The 17,454-nt window shown below is 68.9% G+C and carries 14 protein-coding genes and 2 tRNA genes; 12 read left to right on the top strand and 4 right to left on the bottom strand.

The features are described from left to right. Window positions 1-3: 3 nt before the first annotated feature. Complete coding sequence (locus IF20_RS21510) at window positions 4-1,200, bottom strand: acyltransferase family protein (RefSeq protein ID WP_052866900.1); 1,197 nt, start codon at window positions 1,198-1,200, stop codon at window positions 4-6. A 549-nt stretch (window positions 1,201-1,749) separates the two neighbouring features. On the opposite strand from IF20_RS21510, the gene IF20_RS21505 reads away from it, so the two are divergent. Further along, on the top strand, window positions 1,750-1,944 hold the full coding sequence (locus tag IF20_RS21505; protein ID WP_052866899.1) for a hypothetical protein: 195 nt from the start codon (window positions 1,750-1,752) through the stop codon (window positions 1,942-1,944). A 141-nt stretch (window positions 1,945-2,085) separates the two neighbouring features. Here IF20_RS21505 and IF20_RS21500 read toward each other — a convergent pair whose 3' ends face one another. Then, on the bottom strand, window positions 2,086-2,454 hold the full coding sequence (locus IF20_RS21500) for an arsenate reductase family protein (protein ID WP_052866898.1): 369 nt from the start codon (window positions 2,452-2,454) through the stop codon (window positions 2,086-2,088). Between the two features lie 86 nt (window positions 2,455-2,540). Further along, window positions 2,541-2,614: transfer RNA gene (locus IF20_RS21495), tRNA-Gly, on the bottom strand. A gap of 138 nt (window positions 2,615-2,752) precedes the next feature. On the opposite strand from IF20_RS21495, the gene IF20_RS21490 reads away from it, so the two are divergent. From IF20_RS21490 to clpX, 5 genes are all read left to right on the top strand, one after another. Beyond that, window positions 2,753-2,829: transfer RNA gene (locus IF20_RS21490), tRNA-Pro, on the top strand. A gap of 243 nt (window positions 2,830-3,072) precedes the next feature. Beyond that, on the top strand, window positions 3,073-4,497 hold the full coding sequence (tig, locus tag IF20_RS21485) for a trigger factor (RefSeq protein ID WP_052866897.1): 1,425 nt from the start codon (window positions 3,073-3,075) through the stop codon (window positions 4,495-4,497). Between the two features lie 343 nt (window positions 4,498-4,840). Continuing rightward, the gene (locus IF20_RS21480; protein ID WP_030614813.1) at window positions 4,841-5,443 is read left to right on the top strand and encodes an ATP-dependent Clp protease proteolytic subunit; all 603 of its coding nucleotides are present in this window, start codon (window positions 4,841-4,843) and stop codon (window positions 5,441-5,443) included. 67 nt (window positions 5,444-5,510) lie between these two features. Continuing rightward, complete coding sequence (locus IF20_RS21475; protein WP_030614811.1) at window positions 5,511-6,203, top strand: ATP-dependent Clp protease proteolytic subunit; 693 nt, start codon at window positions 5,511-5,513, stop codon at window positions 6,201-6,203. A 175-nt stretch (window positions 6,204-6,378) separates the two neighbouring features. Further along, window positions 6,379-7,668 (top strand): ATP-dependent Clp protease ATP-binding subunit ClpX, encoded by a 1,290-nt coding sequence (gene clpX, locus IF20_RS21470; RefSeq protein WP_052866896.1) that lies wholly within the window; start codon window positions 6,379-6,381, stop codon window positions 7,666-7,668. Window positions 7,669-7,799: 131 nt separating this feature from the next. Here the strand turns inward: clpX and IF20_RS21465 are convergent, their stop codons facing one another. Then, window positions 7,800-8,777 carry a hypothetical protein gene (locus tag IF20_RS21465; RefSeq protein WP_052866895.1) on the bottom strand — a complete coding sequence of 326 codons (978 nt, stop codon included), beginning with the start codon at window positions 8,775-8,777 and terminating at the stop codon, window positions 7,800-7,802. A gap of 141 nt (window positions 8,778-8,918) precedes the next feature. On the opposite strand from IF20_RS21465, the gene IF20_RS21460 reads away from it, so the two are divergent. The 6 genes from IF20_RS21460 to IF20_RS21435 all read left to right on the top strand — a co-directional run bounded on the left by IF20_RS21460 (window position 8,919) and on the right by IF20_RS21435 (window position 17,427). Next, on the top strand, window positions 8,919-11,582 hold the full coding sequence (locus tag IF20_RS21460) for a valine--tRNA ligase (RefSeq protein WP_052866894.1): 2,664 nt from the start codon (window positions 8,919-8,921) through the stop codon (window positions 11,580-11,582). Window positions 11,583-11,732: 150 nt separating this feature from the next. Further along, the gene (locus IF20_RS21455; RefSeq protein WP_052866893.1) at window positions 11,733-13,184 is read left to right on the top strand and encodes a peptidoglycan D,D-transpeptidase FtsI family protein; all 1,452 of its coding nucleotides are present in this window, start codon (window positions 11,733-11,735) and stop codon (window positions 13,182-13,184) included. A 463-nt stretch (window positions 13,185-13,647) separates the two neighbouring features. Next, entirely contained in the window at window positions 13,648-15,180 is a 1,533-nt protein-coding gene (folC, locus tag IF20_RS21450) for a bifunctional tetrahydrofolate synthase/dihydrofolate synthase (protein WP_052866892.1), read from the top strand. 1 nt (window position 15,181) lies between these two features. Then, window positions 15,182-15,550, top strand: a complete 369-nt coding sequence (locus tag IF20_RS21445; RefSeq protein WP_052866891.1) for a DUF4233 domain-containing protein — start codon at window positions 15,182-15,184, stop codon at window positions 15,548-15,550. A gap of 149 nt (window positions 15,551-15,699) precedes the next feature. After that, complete coding sequence (ndk, locus tag IF20_RS21440; protein WP_052866890.1) at window positions 15,700-16,113, top strand: nucleoside-diphosphate kinase; 414 nt, start codon at window positions 15,700-15,702, stop codon at window positions 16,111-16,113. A gap of 294 nt (window positions 16,114-16,407) precedes the next feature. Next, window positions 16,408-17,427: a rod shape-determining protein gene (locus tag IF20_RS21435; protein WP_030249658.1), complete on the top strand. Its 1,020-nt coding sequence runs from the start codon at window positions 16,408-16,410 to the stop codon at window positions 17,425-17,427. Window positions 17,428-17,454: the final 27 nt, after the last annotated feature.

Here is a 17,454-nt window from a genome sequence, read left to right as displayed (position 1 = left end):
CCGCTACGCCGCCGTACCGCCCGCGCCGCGGGCCCGCGCCGTGTCGGCCGGGTCCTTCTTGAAGGCCCAGTTCATCTTCGGCTCCATCGCGAAGCGGAAGATCCGCTGCACAGGAGGCGTGCACAGCGCCGTGACCACCGCGCCCGCGATCACCGTCACCGCGATCTCGCCCAGCGGCGAGTGCAGCCACTGGTAGTCGTCGAACCAGCCCCAGAAGCGCGAGCCCTTCGCCAGGAAGCCGTGCAGCAGATAGCCGTACAGCGTGCCGGCGCCCAGCACCGTGAACCACATCCGACGCTTCGGCACCCACGCGAAGAAGCAGGTCACCAGCACCGCCGAGCAGCCGAACAGGGCCAGCGTCATGACCAGCCCCGACCACCACGGCGCGCCGAGCTCCTGCGCGCTGTCGCGGTGGTAGAACCACGCCGAGGTCATCCGGGGCGCCGCCCAGTACGCCGTCACCAGCGCGGCGGCGAAGATCGGCAGCGAGGCCCACTTCACCGCGCGGCGCTGCGCCCACCGGAAGTGCTCGGGCTTCATGAAGAGTCCGATGACGAAGAACGGCAGGAACTGCAGGACGCGCTGCAGGTCCAGGTCGTCGCCGATGTCCGGCGAGATGGAGGCCAGCATCGCGATGGTCAGGGCCAGCGGGACGGGCCAGCGCACGATCTTCCACAGCGGCGTGGTGAGCCGCCAGATGAAGAGCGCGACCAGGAACCAGGTCAGGAACCACGGGTCCAGCAGGCTGATCGGGTGGCCCGGGTCGTGGTCGGCCCAGCGCTTGAAGAAGCTGTACGCCACCTCGAAGATCACGTACGGCACCGCGACGCCGGTGATCAACCGCTGCAGCCGGTCCTTGCGCATGTCGAAGCTGCGCGAGAAGTAACCGGAGACGATGATGAACGCCGGCATGTGGAAGGTGTAGACGACCATGTAGAGCGCCTCGGCGGCACGGCTGCCGTCGGACAGCGGCTCCCAGGCGTGGCCCATGGCCACCAGGACGATCGCCAGGTACTTCGCGTTGTCGAAGAAGGGGTCGCGCTCCTTCTTCTTCGGCTTCTCCGACGCGGCCGGTGCGGACTCCGTCCGGACGGAGCCGGCCGGCGCCGCGGGCGTGCCCGGCGGCTTCTCGGCAGGCGCGGCTGCGGCGGGCGTTTCCTTGACCGGGGGGAGCGGACTTCGCTGGTCGCCGTGGAACATCTGAGGCACCTTAGTGGGGGACCGGAGAGTGCGTAAAACCGTCTTCTTACGTCGGGGGTATTTCTGCTGCTACCCGCGGAGATCGCCGGCAGGCGGGAAGAACCGGCCGTTCTCGGATCGGGCGCATTCATGCCCGTTCTGTGGGGAAAGATCCCGCTTTAGCGGTGCATATGCCTCGGCGGAGCCCCGGCGGGAATGTCCCGCTGTGTGGCGTTCCGGCCGCGTGGCGCTTCTCACGGGAACGCCATTCCGGAATTCGAATTACCGCGCGTGAAGTGGGTATACGCGGCGCACCGAGTGACCGCCCCACGGAAATGATCAGGCCGAATCGACGGCCGGAATCGGCACGTTCCCTTACGGGGTGCGGCTCATCGGGAAGAGCTGTCCGGAAGACGCGGCAGCGCCTCAAGTGCGTAAAGCCTTGGCCGATGATTCGTCACTCGTCTCCACCGGGAAGACAGTTGGTGGCACGATGGGTGCCGGCGGGGGTATGCACGGCTGCATGCTTCCAGGGCCGGTGTGGTGTTCCGACCAAGGGTGTGATCAGTTGTGGAACTTTCCCTGTCCGTGGTGCTGCTGTTGGCGATCATTCTGATCGTGCTGCTCCGCAACAAGTCGCTGAAGTGGGGGCCCGCGATCGTGGCCATACTCTTCGGCTTCTTCCTCGCGTCCACCGGCATGGCCCCGGCCGTGAACCGTTTCTTCAACTCCGTCGCGGACACCATCAACAACATCAGCTTCTGACGGGCGCGAGCTGACGGGCATGAACCGCTCCCGATCGGCGAACGGACGCTTCCGGTCGCCGAGCGGACCACTTCCGATCAGCGCGAACAGGGCACCGGACCGGCCCCGCGGCCCGGCGCCGCTCGCCTCACCGCCGGTGCCTCACTTCCGGCCGCGGGCCAGTGCATCCCGCACGGACTCCTCGCTGCGGCCCACCACGGCGCTGCCGTCGTCCGCGGTGATGATCGGCCGCTGGATCAGCTTCGGGTGCGCGGCCAGCGCCTCGATCCAGCGTTCCCGGGCGTCCGCCGTCCGCTCCCAGTCCTTCAGCCCCAGCTCCTTCGCCGCGGCCTCCTGGGTACGTGTGATGTCCCACGGCTCCAGCCCCAGGCGGTCCAGCACCGCCCGCAGCTCCGCCGCGCTCGGCGGGTCCTCCAGATAGCGGCGCACGGTGTACTGCGCGCCCTCCTCGTCCAGCAGCTGCACCGCGGACCGGCACTTCGAACACGCGGGGTTCACCCAGATCTCCATGCCCGCACCCTAGCCAGCCGGCGCGTACCCCGGGATACGCAGAAGGCCCGGCCGCGCCGTCCTGCGCGCGACCGGGCCTTCTGTCGTGGAGCGGGCGACGGGAATCGAACCCGCGTAGCTAGTTTGGAAGACTAGGGCTCTACCATTGAGCTACGCCCGCATGCGCCGGGGACCGTGGAGCGGCTCCGGCACGAAGAGCATCGTAGCGGGTCGGGGCCGTGCGCCGCACACCCCACTCGTCCCTCGGATATCTGGCAGCCGCATGGCCTGCGGGCATGTACCCTACGTGTCGCACCGACGGGGTGTGGCGCAGCTTGGTAGCGCGTCCGCTTTGGGAGCGGAAGGTCGTCGGTTCGAATCCGGCCACCCCGACCATCATGTGGCTTTCCAGCCATCCCACGATCGCATCATCCACCGCCCGACCTGCCTGAACGGGTGTTGTCAAGATCGCATTGTGGGGCGCGTCGTGCTTGCGGTTACTATGCAAGCTGCGCGTCCGTGTGCCTCTCTTCCAGGTCTCCCGGGCGCGATCCGCCGGGCCCGATACGCCACGCGCGTCTTGAAGGCCCGGGGATCTTCCAGCAGAACCCCAGAAGTCAGCCCCAAGGAGACCGAACCGTGAAGAGCGCCGTGGAGACCCTGAACCCGACCCGGGTTCGGCTCACTGTCGAGGTGCCCTTCGAGGAGCTCAAGCCCAGCCTCGACGCGGCGTACAAGAAGATCAACCAGCAGGTCACGGTGAAGGGCTTCCGCCAGGGCAAGATCCCGGCCCGCGTGATCGACCAGCGGTTCGGCCGCGGTGCGGTGCTGGAGGAGGCCGTCAACGACGCGCTCCCGAAGTTCTACACCGAGGCGGTCAACGAGGGTGAGCTGAACGTCCTCGGCCAGCCCGAGGTCGACATCACCGAGCTGAAGGACGGCGAGCTGCTGGCCTTCACCGCCGAGGTCGACATCCGCCCGACCCTGGAGATCCCGGACTACTCCGGCATCGAGGTCGAGGTCGACGCCGTCGAGGTGTCCGACGAGGACGTCGAGAAGGCGGTGGAGCAGCTCCGTGAGCGCTTCGCCTCCACCTCCGTCGTCGAGCGCGCCGCCGCCGAGGGCGACGTCGTGACGATCGACCTGCAGGCCAAGGTCGACGGCGAGGTCCTGGAGGACGGCGTCGCCGAGGGCGTCAGCTACACCATCGGCTCCGGCGAGCTGCTCGACGGCATCGACGACGCCGTCAAGGGCCTGGAGGCCGGTGGCGAGGCCACCTTCACCTCCGAGCTCAAGGGCGGCTCCGCCGCGGGCAAGGAGGCCGAGGTCACGGTCAAGGTGACCGAGGTCAAGGCCAAGGAACTGCCCGGTCTGGACGACGACTTCGCGCAGCTGGCCAGCGAGTTCGACACTCTGGACGAGCTCAAGGACGACAGCCGCAAGCGCCTTGAGCAGACCAAGAAGTACGACCAGGCCACCCAGGCCCAGGAGAAGGTCCTGGAGGAGCTGCTCAAGCTCGTCGAGGTCCCGATCCCCGAGAAGCTGCTCGCGGACGAGATCGAGACCCGCAAGCACAACCTCGTGAACCACCAGCTCGGCCAGATGGGCCTCGACCTCGCCAAGTACCTGGAGTTCCAGGGCAAGACCGAGGAAGAGTTCGACGCCGAGACCAAGGAGCAGGCGGAGAAGGGCATCCGTACCCAGTTCGTCCTCGACGAGCTGGTCAACAAGGAGAAGCTGAACGTCAGCCAGGAGGAGCTCACCGAGCACCTCATGCGCCGCGCCCAGTCCTCCGGCATGTCCCCCGACCAGTTCGCGCAGGCCGTCGTCGAGGGTGGCCAGGTGCCGATGCTCGTCGGCGAGGTCGCCCGTGGCAAGGCCCTCGCGGTCGTCGTCGAGGCCGCCACCGTCAAGGACACCAACGGTGAGGTCGTCGACCTGGACGACGCTGACGAGACTGACGAGACCGCCGAGACCGTGCAGGCCGCCGACGCCGTCGAGGACGCCACCGCCGAGGCCGCCGAGGCCAAGGACGAGCAGGCCGAGGACGAGACCAAGGCCTGAGGTCCGCCGCCCGGCCCACCAGGGCCGGGACGCGGCCGCACCGGCCGCACAGCACGCTGACGACGGGCCCGGACACGCACCGCGCGTGTTCGGGCCCGTCGTGCATCCGCGCTTCCCGACGGCCCCGGGAGCGCCCCGGGCACCTGCGCTCAGAGCGAACAGTTCTCAATGCGGGATGGCGCCCGCCGACCAGCGCGTTAGGGTCCGTAGATACGTGGGCAGGGGACTTTCCGACACCGCGCCGGGGGCGCCGACGAGGCGCCGGGTCCCGCGCCCAGAAGACGACGCTGAGACGGTCCTCGAAGCCGTCCGACAACGAGCAGGTGGACACGTGACGATCCCGATGCCTTCCGCCGCCGCTGAGCCGACCTTCGGTGGCCTCGGCGACCAGGTCTACAACCGGCTGCTCGGCGAGCGGATCATCTTCCTCGGCCAGCCGGTCGACGACGACATCGCCAACAAGATCACCGCGCAGCTGCTCCTCCTGGCCGCGGAGCCGGACAAGGACATCTTCCTCTACATCAACTCTCCCGGTGGCTCGATCACGGCCGGCATGGCGATCTACGACACCATGCAGTACATCAAGAACGACGTGGTCACCATCGCCATGGGCCTGGCCGCTTCCATGGGCCAGTTCCTGCTGAGCGCCGGCACCCCCGGCAAGCGCTTCGCGCTGCCGAACGCCGAGATCCTGATCCACCAGCCCTCCGCGGGCCTGGCGGGCTCCGCGTCGGACATCAAGATCCACGCCGAGCGGCTGCTGCACACCAAGAAGCGGATGGCGGAGCTGACCGCTTTCCACACCGGTCAGACCGTCGAGCAGATCACGCGCGACTCCGACCGCGACCGCTGGTTCTCCGCCGACGAGGCCAAGGAGTACGGCCTCATCGACGACGTCATGGGCTCCGCCGCCGGCGTCCCGGGCGGGGGCGGCACCGGCGCCTGACGGCCCGGACCACTCACCCCCAGCCGACCCAGCCCATTCGATCGCCACCAGGACGGTGAACACCCAGATGAACAACTTCCCCGGCAGCGGCCTGTACGAGCGGACCATGTCCGAGTCCGCCGGCCAGTCGCAGTACACCGGCCCGCAGGCCGAGTCGCGCTACATCGTTCCGCGCTTCGTGGAGCGCACCTCGCAGGGTGTGCGGGAGTACGACCCGTACGCGAAGCTCTTCGAGGAGCGCGTGATCTTCCTCGGCGTGCAGATCGACGACGCCTCGGCCAACGACGTCATGGCGCAGCTGCTGTGCCTGGAGTCGATGGACCCCGACCGCGACATCTCCATCTACATCAACTCGCCCGGCGGCTCCTTCACGGCGCTCACCGCGATCTACGACACGATGCAGTTCGTGAAGCCGGACATCCAGACGGTCTGCATGGGGCAGGCGGCCTCCGCCGCCGCCGTGCTGCTCGCCGCCGGTACCCCCGGCAAGCGGATGGCGCTGCCCAACGCCCGCGTGCTGATCCACCAGCCGTACAGCGAGACGGGCCGCGGTCAGGTCTCCGACCTGGAGATCGCCGCGAACGAGATCCTGCGCATGCGCACCCAGCTGGAGGAGCTGCTCGCCAAGCACTCCACCACGCCGATCGAGAAGATCCGCGACGACATCGAGCGCGACAAGATCCTGACGGCCGAGGAGTCCCTCGCGTACGGTCTTGTGGACCAGATCGTGTCGACCCGGAAGAGTTCCGTTTCCGTTTGACCGACCGATTGATCGCGCTGGTCGCGACTTGAGCCGGAGTGGCTCCCCCTTGGACCGAGTCGGCCGAGTCGGTTCAAGGGGGGCCCGCAGTGGGGGCCCGGCAAGGTACCGTCGATTAGGCAAGCACCCGGGTCCGTAGGAGCAATGCGGATCCCAGGCGAAGGGGAAGCACCTCGTGGCACGCATCGGTGACGGCGGCGACCTGCTCAAGTGCTCGTTCTGCGGGAAGAGCCAGAAGCAGGTGAAGAAGCTCATCGCGGGTCCTGGTGTGTATATCTGCGACGAGTGCATCGACCTCTGCAACGAAATCATCGAGGAGGAGCTCGCCGAGACCTCCGAGGTGCGCTGGGAGGAGTTGCCCAAGCCCCGGGAGATCTACGAATTCCTGGAGGGCTACGTCGTAGGCCAGGAGGCCGCGAAGAAGGCGCTCTCGGTAGCCGTCTACAACCACTACAAGCGGGTTCAGGCGGGCGAGAACGGCGGCGCGCGCGGCAACGACGAGGGCATCGAGCTGTCCAAGTCCAACATCCTGCTGCTCGGCCCCACCGGCTCCGGCAAGACGCTGCTCGCGCAGACGCTCGCCCGGATGCTCAACGTCCCGTTCGCCATCGCCGACGCGACGGCGCTGACGGAGGCGGGGTACGTCGGCGAGGACGTCGAGAACATCCTCCTCAAGCTCATCCAGGCCGCCGACTACGACGTCAAGAAGGCCGAGACGGGCATCATCTACATCGACGAGATCGACAAGGTCGCCCGCAAGAGCGAGAACCCCTCGATCACCCGCGATGTCTCCGGTGAGGGCGTCCAGCAGGCGCTGCTGAAGATCCTGGAGGGCACCACCGCCTCGGTCCCGCCGCAGGGCGGGCGCAAGCACCCGCACCAGGAATTCATCCAGATCGACACGACGAACGTGCTGTTCATCGTGGGCGGCGCCTTCGCGGGCCTGGAGAAGATCATCGAGTCCCGGGCCGGCGCCAAGGGCATCGGCTTCGGCGCGACGATCCGCTCCAAGCGCGAGATCGAGTCCAAGGACCAGTTCCAGGAGGTCATGCCGGAGGATCTGGTGAAGTTCGGGATGATCCCCGAGTTCATCGGCCGGCTCCCCGTGATCACCTCGGTGCACAACCTCGACCGCGAGGCGCTCCTGCAGATCCTGATGGAGCCCAAGAACGCGCTCGTGAAGCAGTACCAGCGCCTCTTCGAACTGGACGGGGTGGAGCTGGACTTCGACCGTCCGGCGCTGGAGGCCATCGCCGACCAGGCGATCCTGCGCGGCACGGGCGCCCGTGGCCTGCGCGCCATCATGGAGGAGGTCCTCCAGTCGGTGATGTACGAGGTGCCGTCCCGCAAGGACGTGGCCCGCGTCGTCATCACCGAGGACGTCGTCCAGTCGAACGTGAACCCCACGCTCGTCCCGCGCAACCGCGGCGGCGAGTCGGGCGAGCACCACGAGAAGAGCGCGTAGCCCGCACCCCGGACGGACCGCACGGCCTGCACGATCCGCACGGCCCGCACCCCGAACGCGACGAAGGGGGCTCCCGGCAGACGCCGGGAGCCCCCTTCGGTGTCACCGCTCCGGGGGTGTGACCAGCGAGGTCACTTCTTGACGCGGACGTCCTTGCGGACCTTGCCGAGCAGGTCGGCGGCGGAGTCCAGCTGCCGCGCCGAGTTCTTCTCGCCCGGCATGACCACGCCGAAGGTGCTGTAGTCGGCCCAGGCGCAGATCGGCAGCTCGGAGACCTCACCCGGCTTCGGGTCCTTGGCCTTCGCCATCTGGCACTTCACCAGCGCGCCCTCGCCGCCCTCGGGGGTGAACTCCTCGGGCGTGCCGACCAGATCGGCGTCGCTGCCGTTCTTCACCGTCTGCTTCTGCATGTACAGGAAGAAGGCGTCCAGCGCCGAACCGGGGTCGGTCATCGTCCCGTAGGAGCCCTGCAGCACCAGGCCGTCCTTCGGGTCGGCGCCGGGCGAGTAGACGCCCTGCACCGACGTCGGGTCCTTCATCGGCAGGTTCTTGGACATGCCGTCCTTGCCGGCGGAGGTCCGGCCCGAGCCCGGCACCAGCGTGTAGCCGGCCGCCTGGGAAGGCGTGGAGAGCTTGTGCGGACCGTCGTCCTCCACCCCGCCGCCCCCGCCGAACACCGCGATGGCGCCGCCCGCGATCGCGCCGACGACCACGACGGCGCCCACGATCAGGGCGATCTTCTTGCCCTTGCCGCTCCCGCTGCCGCCGCTGTCGGGCGCGGGCGGCGGGACCTGGCCGTACTGCTGCTGGCCGTACGGGGCCTGCTGCGGGAACTGGCCGGGCTGCTGGCCGTACGGGGCCTGCTGCTGCCCGTACGGCGGCTGGGGCTGGCCGTACGGCGCCTGCGGCTGGCCGTAGGGCTGCTGCTGAGGGGCCTGCGGCGGCTGGCCGTAGGGCGACTGGGGCTGACCGTAGGGCTGCTGCTGCGGGGGCACCGGGCCGCCCTGCTGCGGGTAGCCGTAGCCCGGCTGCGGGGGCTGCGGCTGCCCGTAAGGACCCGGCTGCGGGGGCTGCCCGTACGGGCCGGGTGGCGGCTGGTTGTAGCTCATGGAGCGGTTTCCCCTCGTTACGTACAGAACAACAGACAGGTTTATGCGTTGCTCACATCCTGTACGACACCAGGCACCCCTGAAGCCCCGGGGCCCAAACCGATTCGAGACTGCTACATCCGCGCCCGTACACTGAGCGGCGTGACCGAGACACCTCAGCAGAGCCCCACTGCCGGGCCGAACAGCACCCCCACCGAACTGCCGACCCAGTACGCGCCGGCCGACGTAGAGGGGCCGCTGTACGAGCGCTGGGTAGAGCGCGGTTACTTCGACGCGGACGCGAAGAGCGACAAGGATCCCTTCACCGTCGTCATCCCGCCGCCGAACGTCACCGGCAGCCTGCACCTGGGCCACGCCTTCGAGCACACCCTCATCGACGCCGTCACCCGCCGCAAGCGCATGCAGGGCTTCGAGACGCTGTGGCAGCCCGGCATGGACCACGCCGGCATCGCCACCCAGAACGTCGTCGAGCGCGAGCTCGCCAAGGAGGGCAAGTCCCGCCACGACCTGGGCCGCGAGGCGTTCGTCGAGCGTGTGTGGCAGTGGAAGGGCGAGTCCGGCGGCCAGATCTCCGGGCAGATGCGCCGCCTCGGCGACGGCGTCGCCTGGTCCCGCGAGCGCTTCACCATGGACGAGGGCCTCTCCCAGGCCGTCCAGACGATCTTCAAGCGGCTCTACGACGACGAGCTGATCTACCGCGCCGAGCGCATCATCAACTGGTGCCCGCGCTGCCTGACCGCGATCTCGGACATCGAGGTCGAGTACCAGGACGACGACGGCGAGTTGGTGTCGATCCGGTACGGCGAGGGGGAGGAGACGCTCGTCGTCGCCACCACCCGCGCCGAGACCATGCTCGGCGACACCGCCGTCGCCGTGCACCCCGAGGACGAGCGGTACAAGCACCTGGTCGGCAAGCAGATCAAGCTGCCGCTGACCGACCGCACCATCCCGGTCGTCGCCGACGCGCACGTCGACCCCGAGTTCGGCACCGGCGCCGTCAAGGTGACGCCCGCCCATGACCCGAACGACTTCGAGATCGGCCAGCGCCACGACCTGCCGAACATCGCGGTCATGGACGAGCACGCCGTCATCACCGTCCCGGGCCCCTTCCAGGGCCAGGACCGCCTGGAGGCCCGCTCCGCGATCGTCGCCGCGCTGCGCGCCGAGGGCCGCATCGTGGCGGAGAAGCGCCCGTACACCCACTCCGTGGGCCACTGCTCGCGCTGCAAGACCACCATCGAGCCGCGCCTGTCCATGCAGTGGTGGGTCAAGGTCGCCCCGCTCGCGAAGGCCGCGGGCGACGCGGTCCGCGACGGCCGGGTGAAGATCCACCCGCAGGAGATGGAGAAGCGGTACTTCGACTGGGTCGACAACCTCCACGACTGGTGCATCTCGCGCCAGCTGTGGTGGGGCCACCGCATCCCGGTCTGGTACGGCCCGAACGGCGAGGTCGTCTGCGTCGGCCCCGACGAGGAGCCGCCCACCGGCGAGGGCTGGACGCAGGACACCGACGTCCTGGACACCTGGTTCTCCTCCGGCCTGTGGCCCTTCTCCACCCTCGGCTGGCCCGAGCAGACCGAGAGCCTCGCGAAGTTCTACCCGAACTCCGTCCTGGTCACCGGCTACGACATCCTCTTCTTCTGGGTCGCCCGGATGATGATGTTCGGCCTGTACGCGATGGACGGCACCCCGCCGTTCCACACCATCGCCCTGCACGGCATGGTCCGCGACCAGTTCGGCAAGAAGATGTCGAAGTCCTTCGGCAACGCGGTCAACCCGCTGGACTGGATGGACAAGTACGGCAGCGACGCGCTCCGCTTCACCCTCGCCCGCGGCGCCAACCCCGGCGTCGACGTGCCGATCGGCGAGGACTGGGTCCAGGGCTCCCGCAACTTCGCCAACAAGATCTGGAACGCCACCCGCTTCGCGCTGATGAACGGCGCCACGGTCGAAGGCCCGCTGCCGGACGCGTCCGAGCTGTCGGCCACCGACCGCTGGATCCTCTCCCGCCTGAACTCGGTGGTCGCCGAGGTCGACGCGTACTACGAGGACTACCAGTTCGCGAAGCTCTCCGACGCCCTCTTCCACTTCGCCTGGGACGAGGTCTTCGACTGGTACGTCGAGCTGTCCAAGACCACGTTCATGGGCGGCGGCCGCGCCGCCGAGGTCTCGGCCCGCGTCCTCGGCGAGGTCCTGGACGTCACCCTCCGCCTCCTGCACCCGGTCGTCCCCTTCGTCACCGAAGCGCTGTGGACCACGCTCACCGGCAAGGAGTCCGTCGTCATCGCCGACTGGCCGACCGCTGTGCTCGTCCCCGGGGCCGACACCACGGACGGCTTCCGCGACCAGGACGCCGAGAAGGAGATCGAGACGGTCCAGCAGGTCGTCACCGAGGTCCGCCGCTTCCGCTCCGACCAGGGCCTCCAGCCCGGCCAGCGGGTCCCGGCCCGGCTGGACCTGACGGGCACCGCGCTCGCGGCGCACGAAGCCGCCATGCGCTCCCTGCTGCGCCTGCAGCCCGCGGGGGAGGACTTCGCCGCCACCGCGTCCCTGCCGGTCGCCGGCGCCACCGTCGCCCTCGACCTCTCCGGCGCGATCGACATCGAGGCCGAGCGCAAGCGCCTGGCCAAGGACCTCGCCGCCGCCGAGAAGGAGAAGGCGCAGACCACCGCCAAGCTCGGCAACGAAGCGTTCCTCGCCAAGGCCCCCGACAAGGTCGTGGACAAGATCCGCACCCGCCTGGAGACCGCCGAGGCGGACATCGTCCGCATCACCGCCCAGCTGGAGCGCCTGCCCAAGGCGTAACGGCACCGCTCGCAGCCGAGGCCCCCGGACCCTTGCACAGGGACGGGGGCCTCGCGCATGGCCGGCGAGTGGCACACGGCGCGCCCCTTGTCGACAGATACGTACTGTTTTCTCATCCCGCTCTCATCGAGCGGAGTGACGCTGGGGGCCATGAACAAACCCCTGCGACGCGTCTCCGTCTTCTGCATCGCCCTGGTCCTCGCCCTGATGGGCTGGATCACCTGGACACAGGGCGTCAAGGCGGACTCCCTCGCGGACGACGAGCACAATCCGCGGGTCACCATCCAGAAGTACTCCCGCCCGCTGGGCAACATCCTCGTCGACGGCCGCCCGGTCACCGGCTCAGCCCGCACCGACGGATCCCTCGCCTACAAGCGGACCTACACCGACGGCCCCCTGTACGCGCCGCTCACCGGCTACACCTCCCAGATCTACGGCTCCACCCAGCTGGAAGCCCTGTACGGCGACGTACTGGACGGCTCCGACAGCCGCCTCCAGTCCCCGGTGAACCTCGTCTCCCGGGAACGTGCCAAGGGGGGCGACGTGGCCACCACCCTCGACTCCAAGGTCCAGAAGGCCGGCTACGAAGCGCTCGGCAACAAGACCGGCGCCGCCGTCGCCCTCGACCCGGCCACCGGCCGCATCCTCGGCATGGTCTCCACGCCCTCCTACGACCCCGGCAAGTTCGCCGGCCAGTCCGGGGCCGACCAGAAGGCCTGGGCGAAGCTCACCGGCGACAAGGCACAGCCGCACCTCAACCGCGCACTGCGCCAGACCTATCCGCCCGGCTCCACCTTCAAGCTCGTCGTCGCCGCGGCCGCACTTGAGAACGGCCTCTACTCCTCGGTCGACGAACGCACCGACAGCCCCAACCCCTACCGGCTGCCGAACACCCGCACCGACCTCACCAACGAGAACCCCGCGGCCCCCTGCAAGGACGCCACGATCCGCACCGCCCTGCAGTACTCCTGCAACAACGTCTTCGGCAAGATGGCCGCCGACCTCGGCGAGAAGAAGGTCAAGGAACAGGCCGAGAAGTTCGGCTTCAACGACTCCAAGATCGACGTACCGGTCCGCGCGGGCAAGAGCATCTACCCCTCCGGCATGGACTCCGCGCAGACCGCCCTCTCCGGCATCGGCCAGTTCGACGACCAGGCCACCCCGCTGCAGATGGCCATGGTCGTCTCGGCCATCGCCAACGACGGCGAACTGAAGACCCCGTACGAGGTCGACAAGATCACCGACGGTGGCGGCAACACCGTCCAGGACTACGGCCCGAAGAAGTACAGCACCGCGATGTCCCAGAAGAACGCCGAACAGCTTCAGTCCGCCATGCAGACCGTCGTCGAGAAGGGCACCGGCTCCGGCGCCAGGATCGACGGCCTCACCGTCGGCGGCAAGACCGGCACCGCCCAGCACGGCGTCGACAACAGCGGCACGCCGTACGCCTGGTTCGTCTCCTACGCCGAGGACTCCCAGGGCCACCAGATCGCCGTGGCCTCCGTCGTCGAGGACAGCGACGCCGCCCGCAGCGAGATCTCCGGCGGCGGCCTGGCCGGCCCGGTCGCCAAGGCCATGATGGAGGCGGCGCTGAAGAAGTGAGAACGGGGGCGCGGAGGGCGGCGAGCGGCCCGTGGAGGCGGTCCGGGAAGGCCCTTGGCCCGTGTCGGCAGCGGTCACGCGTTCACAGTAGCGAGACCGGTGAGGGCGGTGGGGGGCGATGCGAGAGGGGTCCCAAGAGGTGCGGGAGTGGCCCCAGGAAGTGCGGGAGCGGCCCCAAGGGGTGCGGGAGCAACCCCGGGAGGGGGAATCCTCCGGGCCGTGCCGGCGACCCCGGGAGGTGGATCCTCCCGGTCGTGCTGGCGCCCGCCCACGGGAGCCGGAGGTGGATCCTCCCGGTCGTGCTGGCGCCAGCCCCCGGGAGCGGGCGGTGGATTCTCCGGGCCATGTTGCGGCCTCTTTTTATGGCAACGATTACGGAGGGTGAAAACGTGCCCGGAGTCAATCACGTATTGTGATTGTACGCCCTGTGAGGGAAAAGCGGCCTCTCTCCTAGACTGGTGATGTGAGCGAGCGCCCCCAGAACGACGACCCCGATCCGATCCCGGACCCGGAAGAGGTCTCCGACGCCTTCGAGGAGATGGTCGGAGCCGAGACGGACCGGGACCCCGACCTCGCGGTGATCGAGGCCGGCAGCCGTACGCTGCGGGCCCAGGCCGGACCGCCGACGAGTGACATCCCGGCGCGTCCCGAGGACCCCGAGGTGGACCGCGCGCTGCGCGCGGTGGAGACCGAGCTGGCGTCCCGGTGGGGCGAGACCAAGCTCGACCCGTCGGTGCAGCGCATCGCGGCCCTGATGGACATCCTGGGGGAGCCGCAGCGCTCGTACCGTTCCATTCACATCACCGGTACGAACGGCAAGACCAGTACGGCCCGGATGATCGAGGCGCTGCTCGCAGCCTTCGACCTGCGTACCGGCCGCTACACCAGCCCGCACGTGCAGTCGATCACCGAGCGGATCAGCCTGGACGGCGCCCCGATCTCCGCCGAGAAGTTCATCGAGACGTACGAGGACATCAAGCCGTACGTGGAGATGGTGGACCAGCGCGAGGAGTACCGGCTGTCCTTCTTCGAGGTGCTGACCGGGATGGCGTACGCGGCCTTCGCGGACGCGCCCGTCGACATCGCGGTCGTCGAGGTCGGGATGGGGGGCAAGTGGGATGCCACGAATGTGATCGACGGTGATGTGGCCGTCGTGACGCCCATCTCGCTGGACCACACCGATCGGCTCGGCGATACGCCGGAGGCGATCGCGGGGGAGAAGTCCGGGATCATCAAGAAGGACTCCACGGTCGTGCTCGCGCAGCAGCCGGTGGAGGCGGCGTCGGTGATGCTCAAGCACGCCGTCGAGGTGGACGCCACGGTGGCCCGCGAGGGCATGGAGTTCGGGGTGCTGCACCGCGAGATCGCGGTCGGCGGGCAGCTGCTGACGCTGCGCGGCCTGGGTGGCGAGTACTCCGACATCTTCCTGCCGCTGTACGGCGCGCACCAGGCGCACAACGCGGCCGTCGCGCTCGCCGCGGTGGAGGCGTTCTTCGGGATCGGTACGCAGCACTCCCGCACGCTGGACATCGACACCATCCGGACCGCGTTCGCCTCGGTGTCCTCGCCGGGCCGGCTGGAGGTCGTCCGCAAGAGCCCCACGGTGGTGCTGGACGCGGCGCACAACCCCGCGGGTGCCCGCGTGACCGCCGAAGCGGTGACCGAGGCGTTCGGTTTCAGCCGTCTTGTGGGCGTGGTCGGCGCGAGTGCGGACAAGGACGTACGCGGGCTGCTGGAGGCGTTCGAGCCGGTCTTCGCGGAGATCGTGGTGACGCGGAACAGCACGCCCCGTTCGATGGATCCGGACGAGCTGGCGGGCATCGCGGTCGAGGTCTTCGGCGCCGAGCGGGTCCAGGTCGAGCCGCGGCTCGACGACGCCCTGGAGGCGGCCATCACGCTGGCCGAGGAAGAGGGCGAGTACAGCGGCGCCGGCGTGCTGGTCACCGGCTCCGTGATCACGGTCGGCGAGGCCCGGCTGCTCCTGGGAAGGAACTGACATGCGCACCCTGTGTGCGAGCACCCTGATCGGCGAGTTCTTCGTGATCGGCTTCGCGGCGCTGGTCGCGATGCAGACCTCTGACCTGTCCACGGTCACGGTCTGGACGGTCAGCGGCATCGCGATGCTGCTGTCGGTGCTGCTGTGCGGCATGATCTCCCGCCCCGGCGGGGTGGCGCTCGGCTGGGTGCTGCAGATCGCGCTGATCGCCAGCGGTGTGGTCGTGCCGACGATGTACTTCCTCGGCGCGGTCTTCGCCGCCCTGTGGTGGGCCTCGGTCCACTTCGGCCGCAAGATCGACGAGGCGAAGGCCCGCTGGGCGGCCCAGGCCGCCGCCGCGGAGCCGGGCCCGGACCCGGCCTCCGCCTGAGCGTCCACGACGGGCGTCGACCGGGCGCTCCCCGTCGTCCTCCGCCGGCGGCGGGGCGGCCCGCCCTCCCCGCCGCTCAGCCGCCCCGCGTGGCCCATGTAGCCTCCTCGGCACACCCGTAACTCTCTGTACTGCAAGGAGCCCCACCGATGAGCCAGCGCACCCTCGTCCTTCTCAAGCCGGATGCCGTCCGGCGCGGCCTGGTCGGCGAGATCCTGGGCCGCATCGAGCGGAAGGCCGGCTGGACGATCGGTGCGCTGGAGCTGCGCACCCTCGACCGCGCGGTCCTGGAGCAGCACTACGCCGAGCACGTCGGCCGGGATTTCTACGAGCCGCTGGTGGCCTTCATGTCCTCCGGTCCGGTCGTTTCTCTCGTCGTCGAGGGCGAGCGGGTGATTGAGGGCGTACGCCAGTTGGCTGGTCCTACCGACCCGATCAAGGCGCCGAGCGGGTCCATTCGGGGCGACTTCGGGACAATCACCCGGGAAAATCTCATTCACGCGTCCGATTCCGAGGAGTCGGCGGAGCGCGAGATCAAGATTTTCTTCCCCGGCCTTTCCTGACGGTGCGTCAGGGCGCAGACCCGCTGCCACCTGGGGCGACCGGAGAAATTCGGTCGCCCTTCGGCATATGTACAGCCAATGGGGGAACGCATCACCCCGACACGACGTCACCATTAAGGGGGGCGGGTACGTGTTCCGTTGACAATGGCGGAGGAACCCCGCACCGCGTTCGAGCGGACGGGCCTTCCCGGACTACCATGAAGGCTTCCGCGCGTCAGCGCATCACCTCCTGCCGACCTCCAGTAAGCATTCGCTCCAGTTGGGAAGGCCAGACGTATCCTCATGGGGAACAACATGTCGTTCATCGGCCGTGACATGGCTGTCGACCTCGGCACCGCCAACACGCTGGTGTACGTCAGGGGTCGAGGGATCGTTCTCAACGAACCGTCGGTCGTGGCCATCAACACCAACACCGGCGGGATCCTCGCCGTGGGCGCCGAGGCCAAGAAGATGATCGGCCGCACCCCTGGCAACATCGTTGCCGTCCGCCCGCTCAAGGACGGCGTGATCGCCGACTTCGAGATCACCGAGCGGATGCTCCGCTACTTCATCCTCAAGATCCACAAGCGCCGGTACCTCGCCCGGCCGCGGGTCGTCGTCTGTGTGCCCTCCGGCATCACCGGCGTCGAGCGCCGTGCCGTCATCGAGGCGTCCACCCAGGCCGGCGCCCGGCAGGTGCACATCATCGAGGAGCCCATGGCCGCGGCCATCGGTTCCGGTCTGCCGGTCCACGAGGCCACCGGCAACATGGTGGTGGACATCGGCGGCGGTACGACCGAGGTCGCGGTCATCTCGCTCGGCGGCATCGTCACGGCGCAGTCGATCCGGGTGGCCGGCGACGAGTTGGACAACGCGATCATCCAGCACATCAAGAAGGAGTACAGCCTCCTCCTCGGTGAGCGCACGGCCGAGAGCATCAAGATCACGATCGGTTCGGCGTACGACCTGGACCAGGACGAGCACACCGAGATCCGCGGCCGCGACCTGGTCTCGGGCCTGCCCAAGACCGTGGTGATCTCCGCGGCCGAGGTGCGCAAGGCCATCGAGGAGCCGGTCAACTCCATCGTCGATGCGGTGAAGACGACCCTGGACAAGTGCCCGCCGGAGCTGTCCGGCGACGTCATGGACCGCGGGATCGTGCTCACCGGCGGCGGCGCCCTGCTCCGCGGCCTGGACGAGCGGCTCCGCCGTGAGACCGGCATGCCGATCCACATCGCCGAGGACCCGCTGGACTCCGTCGCGCTCGGTTCCGGCAAGTGCGTGGAGGAGTTCGAGGCCCTGCAGCAGGTCCTCGACTCCCAGCCGCGCAGATGACCACGGTCGGCGATCTGCCGTACGGCC

The organism is Streptomyces niger (genome assembly GCF_000718305.1).
Classification (GTDB): domain Bacteria; phylum Actinomycetota; class Actinomycetes; order Streptomycetales; family Streptomycetaceae; genus Streptomyces; species Streptomyces niger.
This window is presented reverse-complemented; position numbering and strand designations above follow the sequence as displayed.

What these genes read in the sequence shown, in the direction of transcription:
- IF20_RS21510 (WP_052866900.1), bottom strand. Translation starts at nt 1,200, where the DNA reads ATGTTCCACGGCGACCAGCGAAGTCCGCTCCCCCCGGTCAAGGAAACG.
- IF20_RS21500 (WP_052866898.1), bottom strand. Translation starts at nt 2,454, where the DNA reads ATGGAGATCTGGGTGAACCCCGCGTGTTCGAAGTGCCGGTCCGCGGTG.
- IF20_RS21480 (WP_030614813.1), top strand. Translation starts at nt 4,841, where the DNA reads ATGCCTTCCGCCGCCGCTGAGCCGACCTTCGGTGGCCTCGGCGACCAG.
- IF20_RS21475 (WP_030614811.1), top strand. Translation starts at nt 5,511, where the DNA reads ATGAACAACTTCCCCGGCAGCGGCCTGTACGAGCGGACCATGTCCGAG.
- IF20_RS21465 (WP_052866895.1), bottom strand. Translation starts at nt 8,777, where the DNA reads ATGAGCTACAACCAGCCGCCACCCGGCCCGTACGGGCAGCCCCCGCAG.
- IF20_RS21455 (WP_052866893.1), top strand. Translation starts at nt 11,733, where the DNA reads ATGAACAAACCCCTGCGACGCGTCTCCGTCTTCTGCATCGCCCTGGTC.
- IF20_RS21445 (WP_052866891.1), top strand. Translation starts at nt 15,182, where the DNA reads ATGCGCACCCTGTGTGCGAGCACCCTGATCGGCGAGTTCTTCGTGATC.
- ndk (WP_052866890.1), top strand. Translation starts at nt 15,700, where the DNA reads ATGAGCCAGCGCACCCTCGTCCTTCTCAAGCCGGATGCCGTCCGGCGC.
- IF20_RS21435 (WP_030249658.1), top strand. Translation starts at nt 16,408, where the DNA reads ATGTCGTTCATCGGCCGTGACATGGCTGTCGACCTCGGCACCGCCAAC.